A 19,314-nucleotide genomic window follows, 5' to 3' on the forward strand; every position below is an offset into this window, starting at 1 on the left:
ATGACGTTCACCCGCAGCCGCTTTCCAGTTACACGATCAGCGCTTGCTGCAACAGCTCCCGGACGTCGAAACTCTCACCTTCGCCCAGTATCGCCAGCACATCTTTGATGGCAACTTTTACATCCTGTCCGTCGACCTCAACGGTCAGGAACAGGTCTTTTTTCGCGGTGGCGGCGGCCAATCTTGCATTGCGCACAATCAGACTGCGGCCATCGTCGGGGTTGGTCAGCAGCAGATGCCCGTCAATCGACGATACCACCCAGTGATCCATCGGGCCCACGCCCATGAACAATTGCAGGCTGAGCGATGGCGCTGGCTGAACATCAATGGTCAGGCAATCGAGATGCAACCATGCCTTTAGAGAAATGGCATAACGCAGACTCTGTCTAGCGGCCCCGATCACCATCCGGGAAACGCCATCGGGAATTAACGGCAACAGGTCACTGATCTCAGCGGTTACCAAGGTCAGTACCTCCTCCGTTCGCCAGGCTTCCTCGGCAACCGCCCAGACATCGTGTTGCGAGTATCGTCCCCATCGATCATCGACAAGGTTGCTGAATACCTCCCCGTTGCGCGGGTGGTGTAGCAGCACATTTTTATTGTCGCGTGTGCCCAGGCAAACAGGCCAGCGATCAACATCCTCCACCCGGGAAAAAAAGCGATGCTCATTGGCGGTGTCGTACCAACTGAACGTATTTTCGACTCCATCCGTGGTGAGAATGCCGGCGTGCAGATGAGTGGCCACCCATTGCTGTAACTTCGCCTTGCGTACCGAAGCTGAAGTGCCCGGTTCATAGAAGCGCTCCAGCATCCCCACCAGTCGAGGCGTTTCACCATCGCGTAATTCGACCAGCGTGCCTTCAATGGTATATCCGATCAATCCACCTTCGTCCGCTTTTACCTCGGTAAAGGTCAGTGTCGGCCACTCTCGCTGCGGAACATGGGAAAAATCCTTTCCGGCGCTGCGTGCGCCCTCTTTGAACAGCTTGCGCATCTGCAGGATCGACAACAAAGGTTGGCGCAACAGCCGTCCGGTTTCCTTCGCGAAAAGCCACATTGCCTTTCTATCGCCGGTCGACCCGACGGAGCGCAGATCCTGCCCCTGTTCCTCACCCACTAGCAGCACCTGGCCGTCGAGCCACTGCGCGGCCAACGGTCTGCCGGCGGCATCGGTCAGACCCAGGATATCGAGCGTACGCACACGGTGCTCTTTGGCGACCGCCTCCAAAGCCGTCAACCAGTCATCCTGAGCCCGCAACCATTGCTCGCTGAGAGAGCGCAGGACGACGCTGTCTTGGCGAATGTCGAATACTTGCCCTTGGCTGTTTTGTGCCAGATACCCGCCTGCAAGACTGATGACGCTTTCCACATCCGCCATCAGGCATTGCAAGGCGGCGGTGCCCGCTACCGGCTGCTGTTCACGCCGCCAAATTTTTTTGCCTTTGGCTTCATAGAAAATCATGCTGCTGTCGTCGCCGCTTCGTGGAGCAAGCAATACCGGCGCATCCAGGCCCAAGTCCTGATCGCTGACGAACCAGTCATCACGCACCCGCACCCAACTGGCCCAGGTCCGGGTGTTCTGATGCACACGCATCCCGACGAAGGCCGCGGGTTTCCAATACAGCACATCCCCCCCTGTCTGCAGAGTGTCATCGTCGTAGGGTGTCTGCGCAGTGTCGAACCCCTCCATGAAGGTCTGCCCACCGGGCCATTGCAACGTTGACGCCACAATCTGCGGGCCACTCTTGACCACGCTCGTCAACGCGTTGAGTTCGATCGAGTCCGGCTGCAGCAGATATTCGAACTCATAGACGATATTTTGTCGGTCAGTGACTTGCTGGGTGATATGCAGAACACCGCCCGCGTCGTAACAGGAAAGAATCTTCGAACCCTGTGCCGGATTGCACAAACGGTAGCGCCGGTTGACCTTTCCGGTGAGCGCGTCGACGCGCCAGATGGTCGGCCAATCCGCATGGAAGAAGTACACCTGATCGCCCATCACCGCGCCCAAACGAAGGCCGGGGCCCGTGCCGGGAGATACGTCACGCGCATACAGGATGCGCTGGCGCGCAGCGTCGAAGCAGGCGGTGGTGTGCGTAGGCCATTGCTCATTGCTGAAGGGCACCGTGAAATGCTGCAACGGCACGTAAGGACTGGCCAGGCGATGCGCGTGTTCCAGCCCCGTCAGGTATTCGGTCAGGGCCAGAACATCGCTGTCGTCCGGCAGATCTACCTCAAGCAGCGTCAACTGCCGACTTGCCATATCGACCCGCAGGTATTTGCCGCCTTTGAGCAAGAGTGTCAGCTCTGTCTGCGGTTCGAAGAGGAGCTTGATGCCATCGACCGTCAACCCGGTTCCCACAAAGTGCACAGCCGTTTCGTTGGCCCAGTCGGCGCGAACCAGCCACTGCATATTCTCCCGCTCTGCATCGCCCGACAGTGGCGCGACGGACGATCCGACTGGAAGGAGCAGATGCACGGCGACCAGGCCGGGGGTCAGCGACAGCGAGTAGCGACCTTGCTGACCCCGGAGCGTATACGTCATCAGGCCATGCCATTCCTCAGGTAATTGAGGCACATAGAGTTCGCGGCATTGCGTGTCCAGAACGACATCGACCTGAGTCGGCTTGTAGTGGGGAAACAGCTTGTAGACCAGGTACTCGAACGGTGTCCAGGGATCGAACCAGAATGTCCGATCGCCATCGTCGTCTTTTTCCAGTTCGCGCAACTCGTCGAAGCCTAGATCATGGCGATTGGCGCCCCCCGGCATCAATTGATAATCGTAAGCGTAATAACAGGTCGGCGTGCACGGCAGAACCATGCTTTGTATCGATTCAATGAGCTGCCGCTCTCGTGTCAGTTTCCAGCGCTGATTGATGTTGATTGCGTGCTCGTAATCTTCTTTCGAGCTGGGCAGGCCAGGCCCGCTGCGGTGCCCACGGAAAAGAAAGTGCGAGCCTTGGCTGACGGTGCTTGTCTGTAGATTCACAGCCTGGATGACGATTTCCGACTTGGGTCGGAAGACGCCGGACTCCAAGGTGAAGCCGCCGGAGCTGAGTGCCGATTTCATACGATAAAAGTGCACACCCACCTGTTTCATGCGCTGCAGATTGCTCAGGTAATTACCCGCCAGTGCGCCCACGCCGTAAGCTATGCCTCCGACGACGACTGACAGCGGTCCAGCGACTGCGGCAGTAGTGCCCCCCGCAAACGCTGCGGTTGCGCCTAATGCGACGCCAGCCAGATCGAAACTCAATTGCACCGCTGCAACCGTGCGGGCCGCTTCATTGTCGGCGTTCACCAACTCATAGATATCGAAGCCGACGTTGGCCAGCGCCAGCACACTGCCCGCGCCCTCACCCGCCACGCGCCCCAGCGAACGACCCAGCACGCTGGAGGTTGTCGCGGCGATCACTCCCTCCTCCAGCAGCGCTTGCCGACCCAGTTTGATCAGGCTGACGACATCGCTGGCAACACCGTGCAGCAATTGGCTGTAGACCACGTAAGTGTGCAGACGCACCGCCAGGGTCATGGAGGGTTGGCCGGGTGTCTGGCCTGCTTCTTCGTGCTGACGCAGGCTATGCATCAGCGCCAGCATGGCAAAACCGACGTTAAGCGTATTGGTCCCTGCCGGCTCATGCGGTGCCACTTCCTGCGGCGATTGGACCATGCTCTCAAGACGCTCGCTCAACCAGTTCTTGATCTTGGCCCAGCGTGCATCCTCGACGACCACCGACTGCACTTGTTCCGGGTTCTTGGCGTTGATCAGTGTCAGCGTCCATTTGCCATCGGCCGTTGCTCGCACCGTGTCGTACAGCGGCACGAATTCGGCGGGCAATTTTTGCTCCTGACTCAGTTGCCGAGTTGCCGCGTCGATCGTGAAGGCCCAATTAACGCCTTCCACCTGGGCGATACCACGCCCTAGTCGCGCGTTCTCGGACAACGCACGCGTACGCAGTGCCGCATGATGTTGCCAGGACTGCGAGGTTTCGCCCGCGACCAATGGCTGGCTGTTCAGTAAATTTCCGACCTTGTTCTTCGAAGGTAAAATCCTTTCGGCAATTTTTCTGCCGTCGAGCTCGATCAGGTTGAACGGCGTCTGCCCCCCTTCGCCGATACCGTAGAGTCCAGCAATCGCCTCCTGAGCAAGGAAGCGCTCGATGGCTTTGTGCAAATCGATAGACTGCTCAAACGCGTAGAGACCGAAGTTGGGATCATAAAAAAGCCATTCGGAGCGTCCCTCGTCCACAACTTTGGCCACCAGCATCGAGTGATTGTCGGTGTTGATCATCAGGCTGCGATTACCGGATTTGGCGACCAATGCATCCATCACCGTCGCAAGACTGACCGCACCCCGCTTCTCTCCGAATTCCGCCATGGGCACGCTGCGCAGCTCATCGAGGATAAGCAACATCTCCGCGCTCTGAGGGTCATTAACGCCAATGCCTGCACTGGCCATACGGCCGACCAAGGTGCGTTGCGCGGCGTAGCCTTTTTCCAGGGCCGCCGCCATGGTCAGTGCCAAGGGATAGCAGCGCCGGCCCGGATCGCCAGCCCCCTGCAACAGCAAGTCTTGAGGCAGCAGCTTGGCGGAAACTGCCTTGGCTTCGCTCATCAACTGGCGCACGCCGCCGCCTCGCTGAAGAATTGACGACCGATACTCATTGCGGGCTATCGCTTCGATCCGCGCAACGTGTTCACCCCACTGACGCGTGCTCAACGGTTCGACAAATGCCTGGGCCTTGAGTCCCGCCGAACGCTGCGACAACGCAGGCTCTGGAGAAGGTGTTTTGAGTCCCAGCGTAAAGGCCGGCGAGTGACTGTCGCGCAGCATTTGCACCAGTTGCTCGTAACGCCCGCTGACACCTCGATCTTGAGTATCACGAGCGAACTTGCCAGCCTTTTCCCATGCCAGGGCAAACCCTTTGTCGTCCAAAGTCCCGGCGCCGAACAAGTCCCCGAGTACCACACGATGCAGCGGGCTCAGATGTTCCATGGGTAATTTGTCGGCCGCGATCAAGGTCAACGTCTCGTTGAAGTTGTTCAGCGCTTCAGCACCGATCGAGCGGGGCAGATCGGCCGTTCCTTGGGCTGCGATTTGCTGACGTTGCTCCAGACTCAGAGAGAAAACTCGATTGAAGGCGATTTCGCCGCTCAATCTGTCATTCATCGCGCGGATAAACGGCTCACCGAGTTGATCCAGTAAATGTTGCAATATCGGCGTCGACAACACCGGGCGCCCTTCGACCACTGGCCAGCCGCGCTTGAACGTCAGTGTGTTCTCTTTGAGTAACTCAGTCAGATTGCCGGCATAACGCGACACCAACTTGCCGCTGGCAAATTTTTCTTTTTCCTTGATGAGCCACGCTTGCGCATCACCATTAACCGTCCAGCCGGAGATCATCTCCTCTTCAGTGTAGATGTTATAACCCTCACCCAGTTTCAAGTGATTACGAATAACGGTTTCATAGTCTGGCAGAAGTTTTGATTTGACATAGCGGATTAACCCGCCCGCGCTGGCCCCGGGCCCGGTGAGATCAATAGTGCCACGGGCGCCGACACGAATGCCGTCTTGATAATATTCACTGATAGCCCGAGCCAGATTGGCTGGATTATTATTGGACCTTCCTTCGGCCTGCATGTTCTCGATAACTTGCGCAGTGACATTAAAGACTTGATTTTGATCACTGTAGCCAATGCCTTGAGCAAGCAACTGCCGTTCGACTTCATACAGACAGTCATAGTTATGACGGATTTGCTGCATGACGGACTCGACCATTTGGCTGCCCGGATGCGCGAGGGTATGTGCATTCATCTCGCCTGCAGTGCCGTTGCCATAGGACGTACCCATGCGAAAGCCATTCAGAGGAACCGAGGTTTGCTTCGGTGCCACGAAAATCTCCCGGGCCCCGGGCTTGCTCTGGGCGAAGGCAAGAAGCGCTTCCCGATGCTCGGCAGGGATCTGGCCTGTCGTGTCTCGATAACGTTGACGGTCGCGCCCGGGCATGAGTCCGTCGTCATGGTTAAGCAACAACTGCAGGAGGCCGATCCTCTGCTCGTCCTTAAAACCGCTGACATCGACACCACCAAGGCTGTCGCGCAACGGTGGCAAGTAGTCCATATCACTGTAGCGCCCACCCTCCAGATATTCAGCCTGCAATCGTGCCACATCACTGGCCGCAGCGAAGTTGCCACGCAGGGCCAGTTCTCGCTGGTAAACATCATGAAGGTAGTGATCGGCGAATTCCGCGCGCACATCGCGCAAGCGCAAGTACTCGTCGGCCATCGCCAGATGGCTATCCAGGCATTTTTTGCGGAAAGCCTGGAGGGTCGCTCGATCCTTGCCATAGTGGTTGACCAGCAGTTCAATCCGCGCCTCGTCGGCCCGGTTCGCCCACTGCGGCTGTGCCAGATACTCGGCCATTTGTCGCTTCAGAACCCGCGCACGCTCTTCGATCATCAACGACAAGGCGACTGGCGAATCAGACTGTGCGCCACCGTTTTCCATCGCATGCAGCCTGGCACTTTCAACAATCACCTTATTGGTTTCGAAGGCCAGCAACGCATCACTGTCGTACCACAAATTGAAGCGATAACCCTCCGCTTTCAGCACCTGACGCCAGATGTTGATGTAATCGCGCTGGTTCACCCCGACTTCACTGCCACCCACCCAGACGAAATGCATGATTTTCGGCACCGGCTCTGCCACACCGCTGAGCATTTCAACCATCCGCGCAAACCGCGCGGTGTACTGACCAACATCCGCATGAATCTGTTTGAATGCCGGCGACAGGGGAACGGCCATCCGCTGCACCAGTGCGTCGAGCGCTTGCTGGAAAAGTTTGACCGGCAATACTTTTTCAGAGGCCTCGGAATGTTCGTTGGCGCCCTTAAAATATCGATCAAGTTCGAGATACTCTGCAGTCTCGGACAAGCCGGCCAATTCTTTTTTTAACAGTGCAAATGATTCTGATGTAACAAAATCCATCGCACTGCTTGTATTTAATTCAGCGACAGCCATATCAACTCACTCCTGGTACTTTAAATGACAGGCAGACACACGCTGACCGCCAAGCGGCAGCGTGAGCATTGCACTATTAAAAACAGCAAACTGAAAAGAGCTGTCCTACAGACAGCTTTTCCTCCCTGTAAACAGCGAGCGTTGCTGCGGCGAAAACTACCGCCAAACACACTCACACTCAAACCGGAAGAAGATCAGAATATTTCCCAGGAAACATGAACCAACAACTGCCCCGTAACAGCCATCACAAAACAAACAACTTCAAAACTTTATTCCAACAATAAAAAAGGCCGCGAACCTTGCGATCCGCAGCCTTGATATAGAACAAACAAATAAAACTTACTGATAACAACAGGTAAAACAATCAACTACGATGAAACACAGCTTGTTATTCGTCATGACGCCGGACGTTCTCCATACCAGCGCGGCGTGTAGACCCAATCCCCGCCAGTGACCCGAGGGAAGGTGCAAGTGGTGGATGATCCGATCAACACCATCGTGCGCATGTCCACTTGATCCGGCGTTAACGCCCCCAACGTCGTGGTGCGTAACGTTTGCCCTGGCCGACCGATGTCCCGCCCCAGTACCACTGGTGTTTCCGGTCGACGGTGCTGCGCGACGATTTCCAGTGCTCGCCCCAGTTGCCACGGACGGGCGCGGGAGATCGGGTTGTAGAAGGCCAGCGCCAGATCCGCCTCGGCAGCCAGATCGAGGCGTTTCTCGATGATCGACCACGGTTTGAGGTTGTCCGACAGCGACATCACACAGAAATCATGACCCAGCGGTGCACCGGCCTGAGCGGCGGTGGCAAGCGAGGCGGAAACACCCGGCAGGATTTCCAGATCGACACTGTGCCAGGCCGGATCGTCCGATTCGTGCAGCGCTTCAAGCACCGCCGCCGCCATGGCAAACACGCCGGGGTCACCGGACGACACCACGATCACCGAACGGCCCTCGGCTGCCAGCCGGAAGGCGTGACGGGCGCGCTGCATCTCTTCGCGGTTGTCGGTGCAGTGCTGCACTTGATCGTCGCGGAACGGGCCGGCCATGCGTACGTAGGTTTCATAGCCGAGCACGTCGGTGCAGCGGGCCAATTCGGCTTTGACGGCAGGCACCATCAGTTCGGCAGCACCGGGGCCGAGGCCGATCACCGCGAGACGCCCGCGAGGCCGACCGATGCTCGCAACGTCCAACGGCAGCTCGGCAATCGCAATGGCCAGGCCGTTCGCGCGGACGACCTTCGCCGCCGGCATGGCCACTGTCGCCAGGGCTTCGAGGTCACTTTGCGCAGCAACGAAACGCAGCGCCACGCCCAGTTCAAGCGCGGCCTCGCGCAGACTCGCCGAGGCCATCTCATGGTCAGCCGCCAGCAGACAGGCGAGTGATTGCTGCGCGACTTTCGTCTGCTGCAACGCTGTGCGAATGGCGCTCGACAGATCAGCGACGTCCGCACTGACCGCCACTGCGACACTGCGCGGATGGATCAATAATTCGTTGGCGCTGGCTTCACGTTCAGCACTGCTGACATGAATCGAATGCTGCGCCTGCGGATCTTCCGGCAACTGCGCCTGATCCAGCCACGGCGCCGCGCCGTCGATGCGTACGCTGTGTCCGGCCAGCAGATCGGAAACAAAGCGCTTGCCCTGCTCGAGGTCCGCCAGCGCATAACCGCTCGGTGGATTGAGCAGACAGGTGCCGAAACGCAGTTCGCCACTGGTGGTAATGGCCGCCGACACTTGCAGGGCGTCAGCGATCTTGCGCGCCATGACGTTCACCCCGCCGAGTCCGCCCAACAGCGGCACCACGGTGCTGCCGTCTTCGGCCACGGCGAGCACCGCAGGCTCCGCGCCCTTCTCGATCAGCAACGGCGCCAAGGTGCGGATGACAATGCCCGCCGCACACAGGGCAATGATCGGCGTGTCTTGTTGGTACAGCGCACGCAGGGTCGCGCCGAATTCCTGATAGCTGCAGTCGGCGCCTTCAACCCGACCGGCAAGACCATGGATCTGCGCCGCCGGATAGACCTGCTGAATGCGCCGAGCCGTGGACAGCGCGCTCTGGCCGAGAATGACGATGGCGGGTGTGGATTTAGTCATCAGCCTTGCCACCGTTCGCCCGGGACAATGATCAGCGAGAAGTACGGCGAGGACATCGGTTCGACTTGATCCATCGGCACGATCTTCTGATTGGCCATGGTTGCGCGCTCAACGTACAGGGCCCGTTCGGCCAGACCGAGTTCTTCCAGCACCTGCCGCACCTTGGGGAAGTTGCGCCCCAGCTTCATGATCACCGCCGCATCGGCATCGGCGAGACGGCGTTTCAATTCTTCGTGCGGCAACACGCCGGAAAGCACCGATAGGCTCTGATTGCGATACACCAGCGGCGCACCCAACACCGAAGCGCCACCCAGCATCGAGCAGACACCCGGCACCACTTGCGCTTCATAACGCGTGGCGAGGCGATCATGCAGGTACATGTAGGAACCGTAGAAGAACGGGTCGCCTTCACAGATCACCGCCACATCGCGACCGGCATCCAGATGCGCGGCCACGGTTTCGGCGGCTTCATCGTAGAAGTCGCTGATGACCTGTTCATAGGAGAGCGGCGCCGGCAGCACTTCTGTGGTTACCGGGTACACCAGCGGCAACAGGTTTTGCGCGTCCTGCAAATGCGCTTCGATGATGCCGAATGCATTGCCTTTCTTGCCCTTGGCGACGAAGTACGCCACCACCGGTGATTCGCGCAGCAGGCGCAGGGCCTTGACGGTAATCAGTTCCGGATCACCGGGGCCGACGCCCAGGCCAATCAAACGTCCTTTGGCCTGCATCATTCGATCTCCGTGGCGAGGGCATTGACCGCGGCGGCGGCCATCGCGCTACCGCCGAGGCGGCCCTGCATGATCACGAACGGCACGCCACGGCTGTCAGCGGCGAGCGCGGCTTTCGATTCAGCAGCGCCGACGAAGCCCACCGGGAAGCCGAGGATCAGCGCCGGTTTCGGGGCGCCGGCGTCGAGCATTTCCAGCAGGTAAAACAGTGCGGTCGGCGCGTTGCCAATCACCACCACACTGCCTTCCAGGTGTGGACGCCACAGCTCCAGCGCAGCGGCGGAACGGGTGTTGCCCAGTTCACGCGCCAGTTCTGGCACGCTGTCATCGCGCAGGGTGCAGATGACTTCGTTGTTGGCCGGCAGACGTGCGCGGGTCACGCCTTCGGAGACCATGCGCGCATCACAGAGAATCGGCGCACCGGCGGCCAGCGCATCGCGTCCCGCCTTGCCCGCGCCTTCGGAGAACTGCAAACCGTCGACTGCCTCGACCATGCCGCAGGCGTGGATCACCCGCACCGCGAGTTTTTCCAGATCGGCCGGAATGCGCGCCAGATTGGCTTCGCGGCGAATGATCGCGAAGGAGTTGCGATAGATCTCCTGACCGTCGCGGATGTAATCAAGCATCGATGGGGCTCCGAGCGCGACCGGCGAGCAAAGTCGCGGCCGCTTCAATAGTAAGGTTGCGTGCGTGCAACGCGCCGAAACCCGGTTGCGCTGCATCGCGAAAATAGAGGTCGTAATGACCGGGACTGACGGCCAGCAAGGTCGTCGAGGCACAGTGGGCAGCGGCGCAGGAACGTCGGCAACCGGAGAGGTGCACGTCGAGTGCCGAGGGCAGCAACGTCGCCAGATGACCCGCGTCCTGTTTGGTATCGGCCACTCCCTTGACGCACCCGGCGGAACCAGTGCAGGCGATCAGGTGTGCCAACGGCTCGCTCGCTCGGCTCAACAGGTTCAGTCGTTCAAAGCCCTTGAGGACTGCGCTGGCGTTGGTCTCTTTGACATTCGGCAGCAACAGACTTTGCCAGGGCGTGAAGCGCAGCGTTGCGTCGCCGAACTGGCGCGCCAGTCGGGCAATGCCGCGCAGCATTGAAGGATCGAGACGCCCCAGCGGTGGAACTGCACCGACGTAGACCTCGCCCGAGCGGGTTTGCGGGTAAGCACCGATGTGCAGACCTTGAGCGGCTGGTGCACGTTGCCAGGCTATGACTGCATTTATCTGCACGCGGGTTTTGAGTTGTTCGAGAAAGGCTGATATAGGCAATTCATCGAGCAGGTGGCGCATCCGCGTGTGCTCCGGGCGAGCCAGATCAAGGAACAATTCCAGCACTGCAACCACCAGCGCGTGAGCGTTTTCCAGCGCCACAGCGCCGAGTGCAGGACCCGTTGGGCATCCGGCCAGACCGAACGCCACTAATGTCTCGCCTTCACGCTCAAACGCCGACAACCACAGATCATGTGGATGCTCGAGCATCGCCAGCGCTTCACCGCCATCCAGTTGCACGGCGAACTTGGCGCTCAACTCATGAAAGCGCGGATGGCTTTGCAGGGTATCGAGGATCTGTTCGGCGAGGACACGGGTGTCGAAGTGCATCTGCCGGTCGATCCCGGCGGCAGGGCTGAGCATCAGGTTGCGCACATCATCACCGGCCGCGCTTTTGGGGCCGAGACCGGCAGCCAGCAAAAGGTCGATCAGTTCAGCGGATTGCTGGCCAATGCCACGGATCTGCAGATTGCCCCGGTTGGTCGCCTCGATCACCCCGCCGGCAAACCGCTCAGCGGCATCGGCCACCACGTCGGCCTGATCGGCGCTGATCGAGCCGCCATTGAGCTTGATCCGACAAATGCCGCCGTCCAGCGCCTGGACAATACGCAACAACCCCGGGCAGGCCGAGGGGCGTAAGGCGGTGGACATCGGGCGTTCGTTCAAGGGGCTGACCGGCTGCTTGGGGGAAGGCGCGGTATTATGCCTGCTTTGTCCGGTGGCATGAAAAGTCTGCCCGTCGGCTTGTCAGGCAATTCCCGCGATAATCACAGGAGAGGCATTACCCGCTGGCGCTTTTCAAGACAATGCGATGATCTGCTCTTGGCGGCGTTCGCCCAACAACGAGATGATCTTTGCCCGGGAAAAATCATAGTCCTCGGGATCCACCAGCGCCCTGTAACCTTCGACAAAAACGTTACCCGGAATACTTTCACGACTGAAACGGTGCTGCATGACATTGTCGATAACGCTGTCTGCAACCTCGAAAGACAGCGTGATTGTGGTTATTACGGTTCCTGCCGAAACAAAACCCAGGATAAACCTTATCCATTTCCCCCCCAGCAAGACATGCTGCTGAAGTTGCTCATTGGCAGCGGTGGCTAATGCTTGATTCAATTGCAACTCCACCGTCGAAGCGCGCACGCAGGGTGCCGTCGCGGGAACCCACAGGTGCAAGAGTCTTGTCGTCAACTCCAGCAAGGTAAAGTTTTCAAGCACTGTGATCGGGAGATTGCCGCTGGGATTATCCGACAACATGGCACCGGTGGCTCTCATTGCCACCTTGTTGGCGTGTATCCATGTATCGGCGTCGCGCATGTCGGCAGCTTTATGAGCGGCGACCGTTTGCGAATACAGTAGCGCATCCAGGCTGTCGGACCGGTCGGCGTCTGACAGTTCATCCGCCACCAGAATGACCGCGCCAGCACACACGAAAATTTCAAACTTTGTGTTCATTTTTTATCTTCCTGAAAAGCCAGAGAGGGTCATCTCTGGCTTTATTTAGAATCAGCGCTTGGTGCCGAACTCATAGCTCAGCGCTTTTTCACGCTGTTCGGTCAACGCTTTGACAAGCAGCGGTTCGACCATCATGTAATCCTCTTCATCCATGTGCATGGTGGCTGCACCGTTATAGATTTCAACCTGAGAAGTGCTCCACTCCACAAACAAAACCTTGGTCGGTTGGGCGGTAGCGAGGTATTGCACGGCTGCCACGGCCATAGTGATGCCACCGTCGGCATCTTCCAGGGCGCTGGACATGCAGAAGTTGCCACCTTGGGCTTTTTTCGAGTTGTTTTCGAAAAGCTTCAAAGCTTCAGGCTCGCTCTTCAGCGCTTCCATGGTTGCATCAGCAACCGAAGACAGTACTTTCAATGCCGCTTGCCCTTGCCCGACGGCAGCACCAATCGCTGTATGGATAATGCCCAATGCAACATTGTCCATGGTGAGTTTCTGCGAAGATGCGCTGTAGCGATTATACGGTTGGCTAAAGGCGAACCATCCCGCCAACTTCATCAGCCGCATAAACTCGTTGTAGCGCAGTTGTTTTTGACTGGCCGCCGGAAACTTCAGCAAGGCAACCAGATCAGCGTACATATAGGTGTTCTTGACGATACGCTTGCTGCGCTTGGACATGCTCGCATCGAACCCTGCGATACCCGAGCCCATAATGGCCGCGTTCAGCTCATCCTTGTCGATTGGCAGATCGGCGGCAGCGCGGAATGCGCGCGCTTTCAACACAGGCTGCGCAGCGATAAATTCATTACACTCTGCAATTAACGCTACACGTTGATCCGCAGAAACTACTTGTTCATTTAGTTGAGTCATTACTAAGATTCCATGCAATTATTAGACGCCATCTTGGCGTAAAACCAACTTAACTCTCAAACAAAAACCAATCAACTTACATTCCATTCAATTGATTTCAAATCACGAAGCAGGGCTGTACGACACATCGCCTTACTGCTGCACCAAACTTCAACTTACCGCGTCAACTCGATCTCCTTGAGCCGCATATCCAGCACGGCAGCGCTTAAGGCGTCGCGGCGCTCATTCATCTGTTGCGACTTAATCACGAAGCGCCGGGACTGCATATCAAGTTGCGACCCCGCATGTCGTATATTCCAGAACAGATAATCGGAGCTCCAATTGACATCCAGCAGACGAACACTACTGATGACGATCTCCAACTCTCCATGCATGTTGTACTCTGCCGGGGAAAAACGAAAATCGCCCCACGCACGTGTATCGTCTGCCAACACATCGATTCCCGTCGGATTAAGTTCAAGCAATTGAAAAGTCTCTTTCATCGCAGCGACCTTCGACCGACTGATGAGCCGCGAGACCGACTTCGCCCAAACGTCAGGAACGTTCCCTGAAAAATCCTTGTCGGCGACTATTACCGGCTGATCCTCCAAACTCCAACCAACCGACCACATCACGCCGGAGTAAAACTCGAACCACTCCGCTGATCCCCTCTGCCGGTTATGGCGCAGGTCCGCTTTATGTTCCGCCCAACGCATACTGTCCTTGATGAACCGCTGATCTGCTTTGGCGACGCCTGGAAGGAAAGACAACAAATTACCTCCCATTACGGCTGAAGCGACTCCATCAGATAGTGCACTTGGGTACTGCCGCACCTCACTCATACTTCCACCCCATTAATATCAATACTTAACATCCACTGTCCGTTGACCAACTTTCGCGGGCGGCCTTCTTATAAATAGCATCCCATTTCAAGAAGACTAACAACATCAAAACAACTTCAAAAAAAACAACCAAAACAATTGATGTCGATGGGTGTTCAAGAATTGGAAGCAGCCAGTTGGCAAGCGCCGCGTTATCATGTCGCCGGATAATGAAAGCGCACGATTGAGGAACGGTATGGCCCCCTGGGTGACGGTTGTAGGCATCGCTGAAGACGGCTTTAAAGGACTGGGCAAAAACGCCCGGCGTGCCCTGATGGCCGCCTCGCGGATCGTCGGTGGCCAGCGTCAACTGGACTTGTTGCCGGTGTGCATTCGCGGCGAGCGCCAGTTGTGGCCCAGCCCGTTTTCCCTCACTCCGGTGCTGGAGCGGCGTGGCGAGGCAGTGTGCGTGCTGGCCAGCGGTGATCCGATGTTCTACGGCGTCGGTGCCAGCCTTGCACGGCAGTTGCCGAGCGACGAGATGTTGATCCTGCCCGCACCGTCGTCCTGTTCACTGGCTGCCGCCCGACTCGGCTGGCCGTTGCAGGACGTGGTGACGCTATCGCTGGTCGCCCGTCCGCTGGCGGCGCTCAATGCGCTGCTGTTCAGTGGTGTGCGCCTGTTGTTGCTGAGCAACGACGGCCAGAGCTCGGCGGCGGTCGCGCAATTGCTGCGCGAACGTGGGTTTGGTTCGAGCCGGATGACTGTTCTGGAGCACCTGGGCGGCGACGCCGAGCGGCGCATCGACAGCAACGCCAACGCCTGGAACGACGCGCCGACAGCCGATCTCAACGTCATCGCCCTTGAGTGCCTGGCCGACACCGGCATCAGCGGCCTGACGCGCCTCGCCGGTCTGCCCGACTCCGCCTTCCGGCATGACGGCCAATTGACCAAACGCGACGTGCGCGCCATCACCCTCGCCCGCCTCGCGCCGACCCCCGGCGAACTGCTCTGGGACGTCGGCGCCGGCAGCGGCTCGATCGGCATCGAATGGATGCGCGCGCACCCGAGCTGTCGCACCTTGGCCATCGAAGCCGATGACGGTCGTCAGCAGTTGATCGAACACAACCGCGACACCTTGGGCGTCCCCGGCTTGCAATTGATTCGCGGCAAGGCCCCGCAGGCGCTGGCCGGCCTGGAACGCCCGGACGCGATTTTCATCGGCGGCGGCGTGACGCGTGAGGGTGTGTTCGAAACCTGTTGGGCACAACTCAAACCCGGCGGCCGACTGGTGGCCAACGCGGTGACCCTGCAAAGCGAACTCACCTTGATGAACTGGCGCGAACAGTATGGCGGCGAGCTGACGCGCATCCATGTCGCTCAGGCGCAACCGCTCGGCGAATTCGACACTTGGCGGCAGGCGTTGCCGATCACCCTGCTCGATCTGGTCAAACCCCTCGATGCGTGACGAAACCGCCGAACAACCCGCGCCGTTACGCAGTGGCCTGACCACTGGCAGCTGCGCCACCGCCACCAGCCTCGCCGCCGCGCGCCTGTTGCTCGGCGGGCAGTCGGCGGATGCCGTACAGATCGTTCTGCCCAAAGGCAAACAGGTGCAAATGCGCCTGGAGTTTTGCCGCCTGACCGACGACGGCGCCGAGGCCGGGACGATCAAGGATGCGGGCGACGATCCCGACGTCACCCACGGCGCCCTGCTCTACTCGCGGGTTCGGCTGCTGGCCGAACCAGGGATTCGATTCAATGCCGGCGCCGGGGTTGGCACCGTGACCCGACCGGGACTGGTACTGGGTGTCGGCGAACCGGCGATCAACCCGGTGCCCCGCAAAATGATCAGCGATCACTTGACGCTGCTCGCCGCCGAAACCGGTTATGGCGGCGGTTTCGACGTGACGGTCAACGTCGAGGGCGGAGAAGCACTGGCGTTGAAAACCATGAACCCACGTCTGGGCATTCTCGGTGGCTTGTCGATCCTCGGCACCAGCGGCATCGTCCGGCCGTTCTCCTGCGCGGCCTACATTGCCTCGATTCATCAGGGCATCGATGTGGCGAAAACCAACGGCTATCTGCACATTGCCGCGTGCACCGGTAACGCCAGCGAAGACACCATGCGGCGGGTCTACAACCTGCCGGAAATCGCCCTGATCGAAATGGGCGATTTTGTCGGCGCCGTGCTCAAGCATCTGCGCAAAGTGCCTGTGGATAAACTCAGCCTGTGCGGTGGTTTCGGCAAGATCAGCAAACTCGCGGCCGGGCATATGGATCTGCACTCGCGACACTCGAGTATCGACTTGCCGCAATTGGCTGAGTGGGCGGCGGCGATTGGCGCGAATGAAGTGCTGCAGCAAGGCATTCGTGAGGCCAATACCAGTCAGCAGGCATTGGCGATGGCCAGCGCAGCGGGGATCGCACTCGGAGATGAAGTCTGTCGCCATGCCCTGGAATTCGCCCGCAGCGTGGTGCCGGCGCAGGTGCAGGTCGAGGTGTTTGCGATTGATCGTCAGGGTGGCATCGTCGGGCATGCCGGAGGTTTTGCATGAAGCGGATTTTGCTGCTTGGCGGCGTGACTGAAGCGCTGGCCATCGCCCGCACACTGGGGCCGGAACATATTTACAGTCTGGCGGGCGTTGGCCGGGTCCCGACCGATCTGAGCTGTCAGGTGCGCGTCGGCGGCTACGGTGGCGCTGCAGGTCTGGCGCAATTCATTCGTGACGAAGGCATCGATCTGCTGCTCGACGCCACGCACCCGTACGCCGCACAAATCAGCCAGAACGCGGCGACCGCCGCCAACCTGAGCGGCATTCCCTGCTGGGCTCTGCGCCGTCCGGCCTGGCAGCCGCAGCCGGGTGACGACTGGCGCGAAGTCAGCGACTGGGCCGAACTGATCACTGCGCTCAAGCCGTTTCGCCGACCGCTGTTCACCCTCGGCCGCGAACCGCTGCAACACCTCGACGAAATCCCAGTCGAGCAGTTCTGGACCCTGCGCGCCCTCGACGTCTATCCCGGCAACGAACGCTGCGAAGTGATCGGCGCCCGTGGGCCGTTTCTGCTGGAGGATGAGCGAGCGCTGTTCGAACGACGGCAGATCGATGTGCTGATCAGCAAGAACAGCGGCAGCACCGCCACCGAGCCGAAGCTGGAAGTCGCGCGCGAGCGTGGGGTGCCGGTGCTGGTGTTGAAGCGGCCGGGGTTGCCGGGGATTGATCGGGAGTTTCGATCAGCGTCTGAAGTCCTTGAAGCCCTGACGACGTCAGACTTTTCCTGACTTCGAATTTATTTGCGAATTTACCTGCAATTTTTGAGGACGCAGCCGACTGTTTTTCACTACACCCTCCCCCCAATACTTCGGTTCCTTTAATCCCGACAAGTAGACAGCCGACAAAAGCGGCTTGCCAGCTTGTATCCCAAGGAATACGATCCCGACATGATCGCTTTTGAACGATCCCGCATATTTTCCGAATGGCTCGACTCCTTGAAAGACATCAAAGGGAAAGGCCGAATCATCTCCAGAATTAAAACAGCCGAAAATGGCAACTTTGGCGATTGCGGGTTCGTCGGTGACACTGTTTATGAAATGCGTGTTCATTACGGCCCTGGTTACAGGATGTACTTCACACGCAAAGGCGACGTGATTTATCTGCTGCTGATCGGGGGCGACAAATCGACACAAAAGAGAGATATCAAACGCGCCGTGCAAATGGCTCATAGCATCGGAAATGAGGAGTAAATCATGAGCGAAGAATTCGCCCGTTTTGACGCCGCCGAGTACCTCAAGACTCCCGAGGATATGGCGGCATATCTGGATGCCTGTTTTGACGACGATGAAGGCGATGGCGTTCTGATTCGTGCAGCACTCAATGACATCGCCCGAGCTCAAGGCATGACACAAGTGGCGCGGGATGCAGGTTTGGGCCGCGAAAGTCTTTATAAAGCGCTGAGTAGCACTGGCAATCCCGAATTCGCAACTATCATGAAAGTCATGAAGGCTCTGGGTTTGCGATTGCATGCCGTAACACTGTGAAGGCGCTGCGACACCAAACCGCACGACGCTTTTTTACTTATCGGCCCTGATCAGGCTAAATAGCCCGCGCCTGATCGCCCACCCAATGGATCTGTCCCATGAACCGACAACGGCTAGCATTTGCCTGGATCGCCTGCTTTGCGGTGCTGTTCAACATGCTCGCCATGCCGATGACGGGCGCGATGGCGCAGGCGGCCAGTTCACCGGCCGAACAGTTGCTCTGGGGCAGTTTCTGCACCGGCAGCGGGACGAAGATGGTGGCGATCGACATCGGCACCACCGATCAAAAAACTCCGCTCAAAGACTCGCATTCGAACATGCAGCATTGCTGGTGTTGCTCGGGCTCTGCGCCACTGGTGGCGTTGCCGGGGCATTCGCCGCAGCTGTATTTCGCCCGCTACGAAAGTAATCGCAGCGTCGCGCCCGCCGCCCTGCAAACCCCGACACCGCGCCAGCAATGGCCGAGTCTCAATCCCCGCGCCTCCCCTCTGGTGTGATTTGTTCGCGCAATTGACCTGCGTTTCAAATCGTTCTGGAGAACTGCCATGTTGAACAAACTCATCATCGTCGCTGCGCTGCTGTTGCCGGCGTGCTTTGCCCATGCCCATGAATACAAGGCGGGCGAGCTGGAAATCGCTCATCCGTGGTCGCAGGAACTGCCACCTAATGCGCCGACGGTCGCCGCCTATTTCATCATTCACAACGCCGGCAAGACGGATGACCGCCTGCTCAGCGTCGACTCGCCGATTGCTCCAGAAGCGCAGCTGCACGAACACGTGATGCAGGGCGACCTGATGAAAATGCAGCAAGTGCCGAGCGTGGAGATTCCGGCTGGCGGTAATGTGACGTTTGCACCGATGGCCTATCACGTGATGCTCCTCAACCCGACCGATCGCAGCCTGCTCAGCGACGGCAAACGCTTCCCGCTGACAATGCATTTCGAGAAGGCCGGTGACGTTACCGTCGAAGTCTCGGTGCAGAAGAAGCCGCCGGAAACCACGCAGGCCCACGCGCACGCTCAGTAAGCCTTTCGGCA

The 19,314-nt window shown here is 58.7% G+C and carries 15 protein-coding genes; 7 read left to right on the forward strand and 8 right to left on the reverse strand.

All coding sequences use genetic code 11. The features are described 5' to 3' along the window. Nucleotides 1-28 precede the first annotated feature (28 nt). The 8 genes from EJA71_RS03985 to EJA71_RS04020 form a co-directional block, all read right to left on the reverse strand. Entirely contained in the window at nucleotides 29-7,021 is a 6,993-nt protein-coding gene (locus EJA71_RS03985; protein ID WP_158954501.1) for a TcdA/TcdB pore-forming domain-containing protein, read from the reverse strand. Nucleotides 7,022-7,416: 395 nt separating this feature from the next. Next, on the reverse strand, nucleotides 7,417-9,117 hold the full coding sequence (gene cobJ, locus EJA71_RS03990; protein WP_158954503.1) for a precorrin-3B C(17)-methyltransferase: 1,701 nt from the start codon (nucleotides 9,115-9,117) through the stop codon (nucleotides 7,417-7,419). Next, the gene (locus tag EJA71_RS03995; protein WP_371925612.1) at nucleotides 9,117-9,851 is read right to left on the reverse strand and encodes a precorrin-2 C(20)-methyltransferase; all 735 of its coding nucleotides are present in this window, start codon (nucleotides 9,849-9,851) and stop codon (nucleotides 9,117-9,119) included. Before EJA71_RS03995 ends, cobJ begins: the two co-directional genes overlap by 1 nt. Beyond that, nucleotides 9,848-10,474 carry a precorrin-8X methylmutase gene (locus EJA71_RS04000; protein ID WP_123471028.1) on the reverse strand — a complete coding sequence of 209 codons (627 nt, stop codon included), beginning with the start codon at nucleotides 10,472-10,474 and terminating at the stop codon, nucleotides 9,848-9,850. The genes EJA71_RS03995 and EJA71_RS04000 overlap by 4 nt, the downstream gene beginning before the upstream one ends. Then, the gene (gene cobG / locus EJA71_RS04005; RefSeq protein ID WP_158954505.1) at nucleotides 10,467-11,765 is read right to left on the reverse strand and encodes a precorrin-3B synthase; all 1,299 of its coding nucleotides are present in this window, start codon (nucleotides 11,763-11,765) and stop codon (nucleotides 10,467-10,469) included. The genes EJA71_RS04000 and cobG overlap by 8 nt, the downstream gene beginning before the upstream one ends. A gap of 147 nt (nucleotides 11,766-11,912) precedes the next feature. Further along, entirely contained in the window at nucleotides 11,913-12,569 is a 657-nt protein-coding gene (locus EJA71_RS04010; protein ID WP_158954507.1) for a hypothetical protein, read from the reverse strand. 51 nt (nucleotides 12,570-12,620) lie between these two features. After that, nucleotides 12,621-13,439 carry a hypothetical protein gene (locus EJA71_RS04015; RefSeq protein WP_158954509.1) on the reverse strand — a complete coding sequence of 273 codons (819 nt, stop codon included), beginning with the start codon at nucleotides 13,437-13,439 and terminating at the stop codon, nucleotides 12,621-12,623. Nucleotides 13,440-13,594: 155 nt separating this feature from the next. Beyond that, a complete protein-coding gene (locus EJA71_RS04020) occupies nucleotides 13,595-14,260 on the reverse strand; it encodes a hypothetical protein (RefSeq protein WP_158954511.1) in 666 nt (221 codons plus the stop codon). Nucleotides 14,261-14,495: 235 nt separating this feature from the next. On the opposite strand from EJA71_RS04020, the gene cbiE reads away from it, so the two are divergent. The 7 genes from cbiE to EJA71_RS04055 all read left to right on the forward strand — a co-directional run bounded on the left by cbiE (nucleotide 14,496) and on the right by EJA71_RS04055 (nucleotide 19,303). Continuing rightward, entirely contained in the window at nucleotides 14,496-15,707 is a 1,212-nt protein-coding gene (gene cbiE / locus EJA71_RS04025; RefSeq protein ID WP_158954513.1) for a precorrin-6y C5,15-methyltransferase (decarboxylating) subunit CbiE, read from the forward strand. After that, entirely contained in the window at nucleotides 15,700-16,797 is a 1,098-nt protein-coding gene (locus EJA71_RS04030) for a cobalt-precorrin-5B (C(1))-methyltransferase (protein WP_158954515.1), read from the forward strand. Before cbiE ends, EJA71_RS04030 begins: the two co-directional genes overlap by 8 nt. Then, nucleotides 16,794-17,522 (forward strand): cobalt-precorrin-6A reductase, encoded by a 729-nt coding sequence (locus tag EJA71_RS04035; protein WP_158954517.1) that lies wholly within the window; start codon nucleotides 16,794-16,796, stop codon nucleotides 17,520-17,522. The genes EJA71_RS04030 and EJA71_RS04035 overlap by 4 nt, the downstream gene beginning before the upstream one ends. A gap of 159 nt (nucleotides 17,523-17,681) precedes the next feature. Further along, on the forward strand, nucleotides 17,682-17,984 hold the full coding sequence (locus EJA71_RS04040) for a type II toxin-antitoxin system RelE/ParE family toxin (protein ID WP_158954519.1): 303 nt from the start codon (nucleotides 17,682-17,684) through the stop codon (nucleotides 17,982-17,984). Nucleotides 17,985-17,987: 3 nt separating this feature from the next. Next, nucleotides 17,988-18,278 carry an addiction module antidote protein gene (locus EJA71_RS04045; protein WP_077570750.1) on the forward strand — a complete coding sequence of 97 codons (291 nt, stop codon included), beginning with the start codon at nucleotides 17,988-17,990 and terminating at the stop codon, nucleotides 18,276-18,278. Between the two features lie 98 nt (nucleotides 18,279-18,376). Next, nucleotides 18,377-18,775, forward strand: coding sequence for a DUF2946 domain-containing protein (locus EJA71_RS04050; protein ID WP_158954521.1), 399 nt, complete (start codon nucleotides 18,377-18,379; stop codon nucleotides 18,773-18,775). Nucleotides 18,776-18,823: 48 nt separating this feature from the next. After that, nucleotides 18,824-19,303, forward strand: coding sequence for a copper chaperone PCu(A)C (locus tag EJA71_RS04055; RefSeq protein WP_158954523.1), 480 nt, complete (start codon nucleotides 18,824-18,826; stop codon nucleotides 19,301-19,303). Nucleotides 19,304-19,314: the final 11 nt, after the last annotated feature.

Source organism: Pseudomonas sp. PB106, assembly GCF_009764645.1.
Classification (GTDB): Bacteria; Pseudomonadota; Gammaproteobacteria; order Pseudomonadales; family Pseudomonadaceae; genus Aquipseudomonas.

Bases quoted from the DNA above. Each gene is read 5' to 3' on its own strand.
- EJA71_RS03985 (WP_158954501.1), bottom strand. From the start codon at position 7,021: ATGGCTGTCGCTGAATTAAATACAAGCAGTGCGATGGATTTTGTTACA.
- cobJ (WP_158954503.1), bottom strand. From the start codon at position 9,117: ATGACTAAATCCACACCCGCCATCGTCATTCTCGGCCAGAGCGCGCTG.
- EJA71_RS03995 (WP_371925612.1), bottom strand. From the start codon at position 9,851: ATGATGCAGGCCAAAGGACGTTTGATTGGCCTGGGCGTCGGCCCCGGT.
- EJA71_RS04000 (WP_123471028.1), bottom strand. From the start codon at position 10,474: ATGCTTGATTACATCCGCGACGGTCAGGAGATCTATCGCAACTCCTTC.
- cobG (WP_158954505.1), bottom strand. From the start codon at position 11,765: ATGTCCACCGCCTTACGCCCCTCGGCCTGCCCGGGGTTGTTGCGTATT.
- EJA71_RS04010 (WP_158954507.1), bottom strand. From the start codon at position 12,569: ATGAACACAAAGTTTGAAATTTTCGTGTGTGCTGGCGCGGTCATTCTG.
- EJA71_RS04015 (WP_158954509.1), bottom strand. From the start codon at position 13,439: ATGACTCAACTAAATGAACAAGTAGTTTCTGCGGATCAACGTGTAGCG.
- EJA71_RS04020 (WP_158954511.1), bottom strand. From the start codon at position 14,260: ATGAGTGAGGTGCGGCAGTACCCAAGTGCACTATCTGATGGAGTCGCT.
- cbiE (WP_158954513.1), top strand. From the start codon at position 14,496: ATGGCCCCCTGGGTGACGGTTGTAGGCATCGCTGAAGACGGCTTTAAA.
- EJA71_RS04030 (WP_158954515.1), top strand. From the start codon at position 15,700: ATGCGTGACGAAACCGCCGAACAACCCGCGCCGTTACGCAGTGGCCTG.
- EJA71_RS04035 (WP_158954517.1), top strand. From the start codon at position 16,794: ATGAAGCGGATTTTGCTGCTTGGCGGCGTGACTGAAGCGCTGGCCATC.
- EJA71_RS04040 (WP_158954519.1), top strand. From the start codon at position 17,682: ATGATCGCTTTTGAACGATCCCGCATATTTTCCGAATGGCTCGACTCC.
- EJA71_RS04045 (WP_077570750.1), top strand. From the start codon at position 17,988: ATGAGCGAAGAATTCGCCCGTTTTGACGCCGCCGAGTACCTCAAGACT.
- EJA71_RS04050 (WP_158954521.1), top strand. From the start codon at position 18,377: ATGAACCGACAACGGCTAGCATTTGCCTGGATCGCCTGCTTTGCGGTG.
- EJA71_RS04055 (WP_158954523.1), top strand. From the start codon at position 18,824: ATGTTGAACAAACTCATCATCGTCGCTGCGCTGCTGTTGCCGGCGTGC.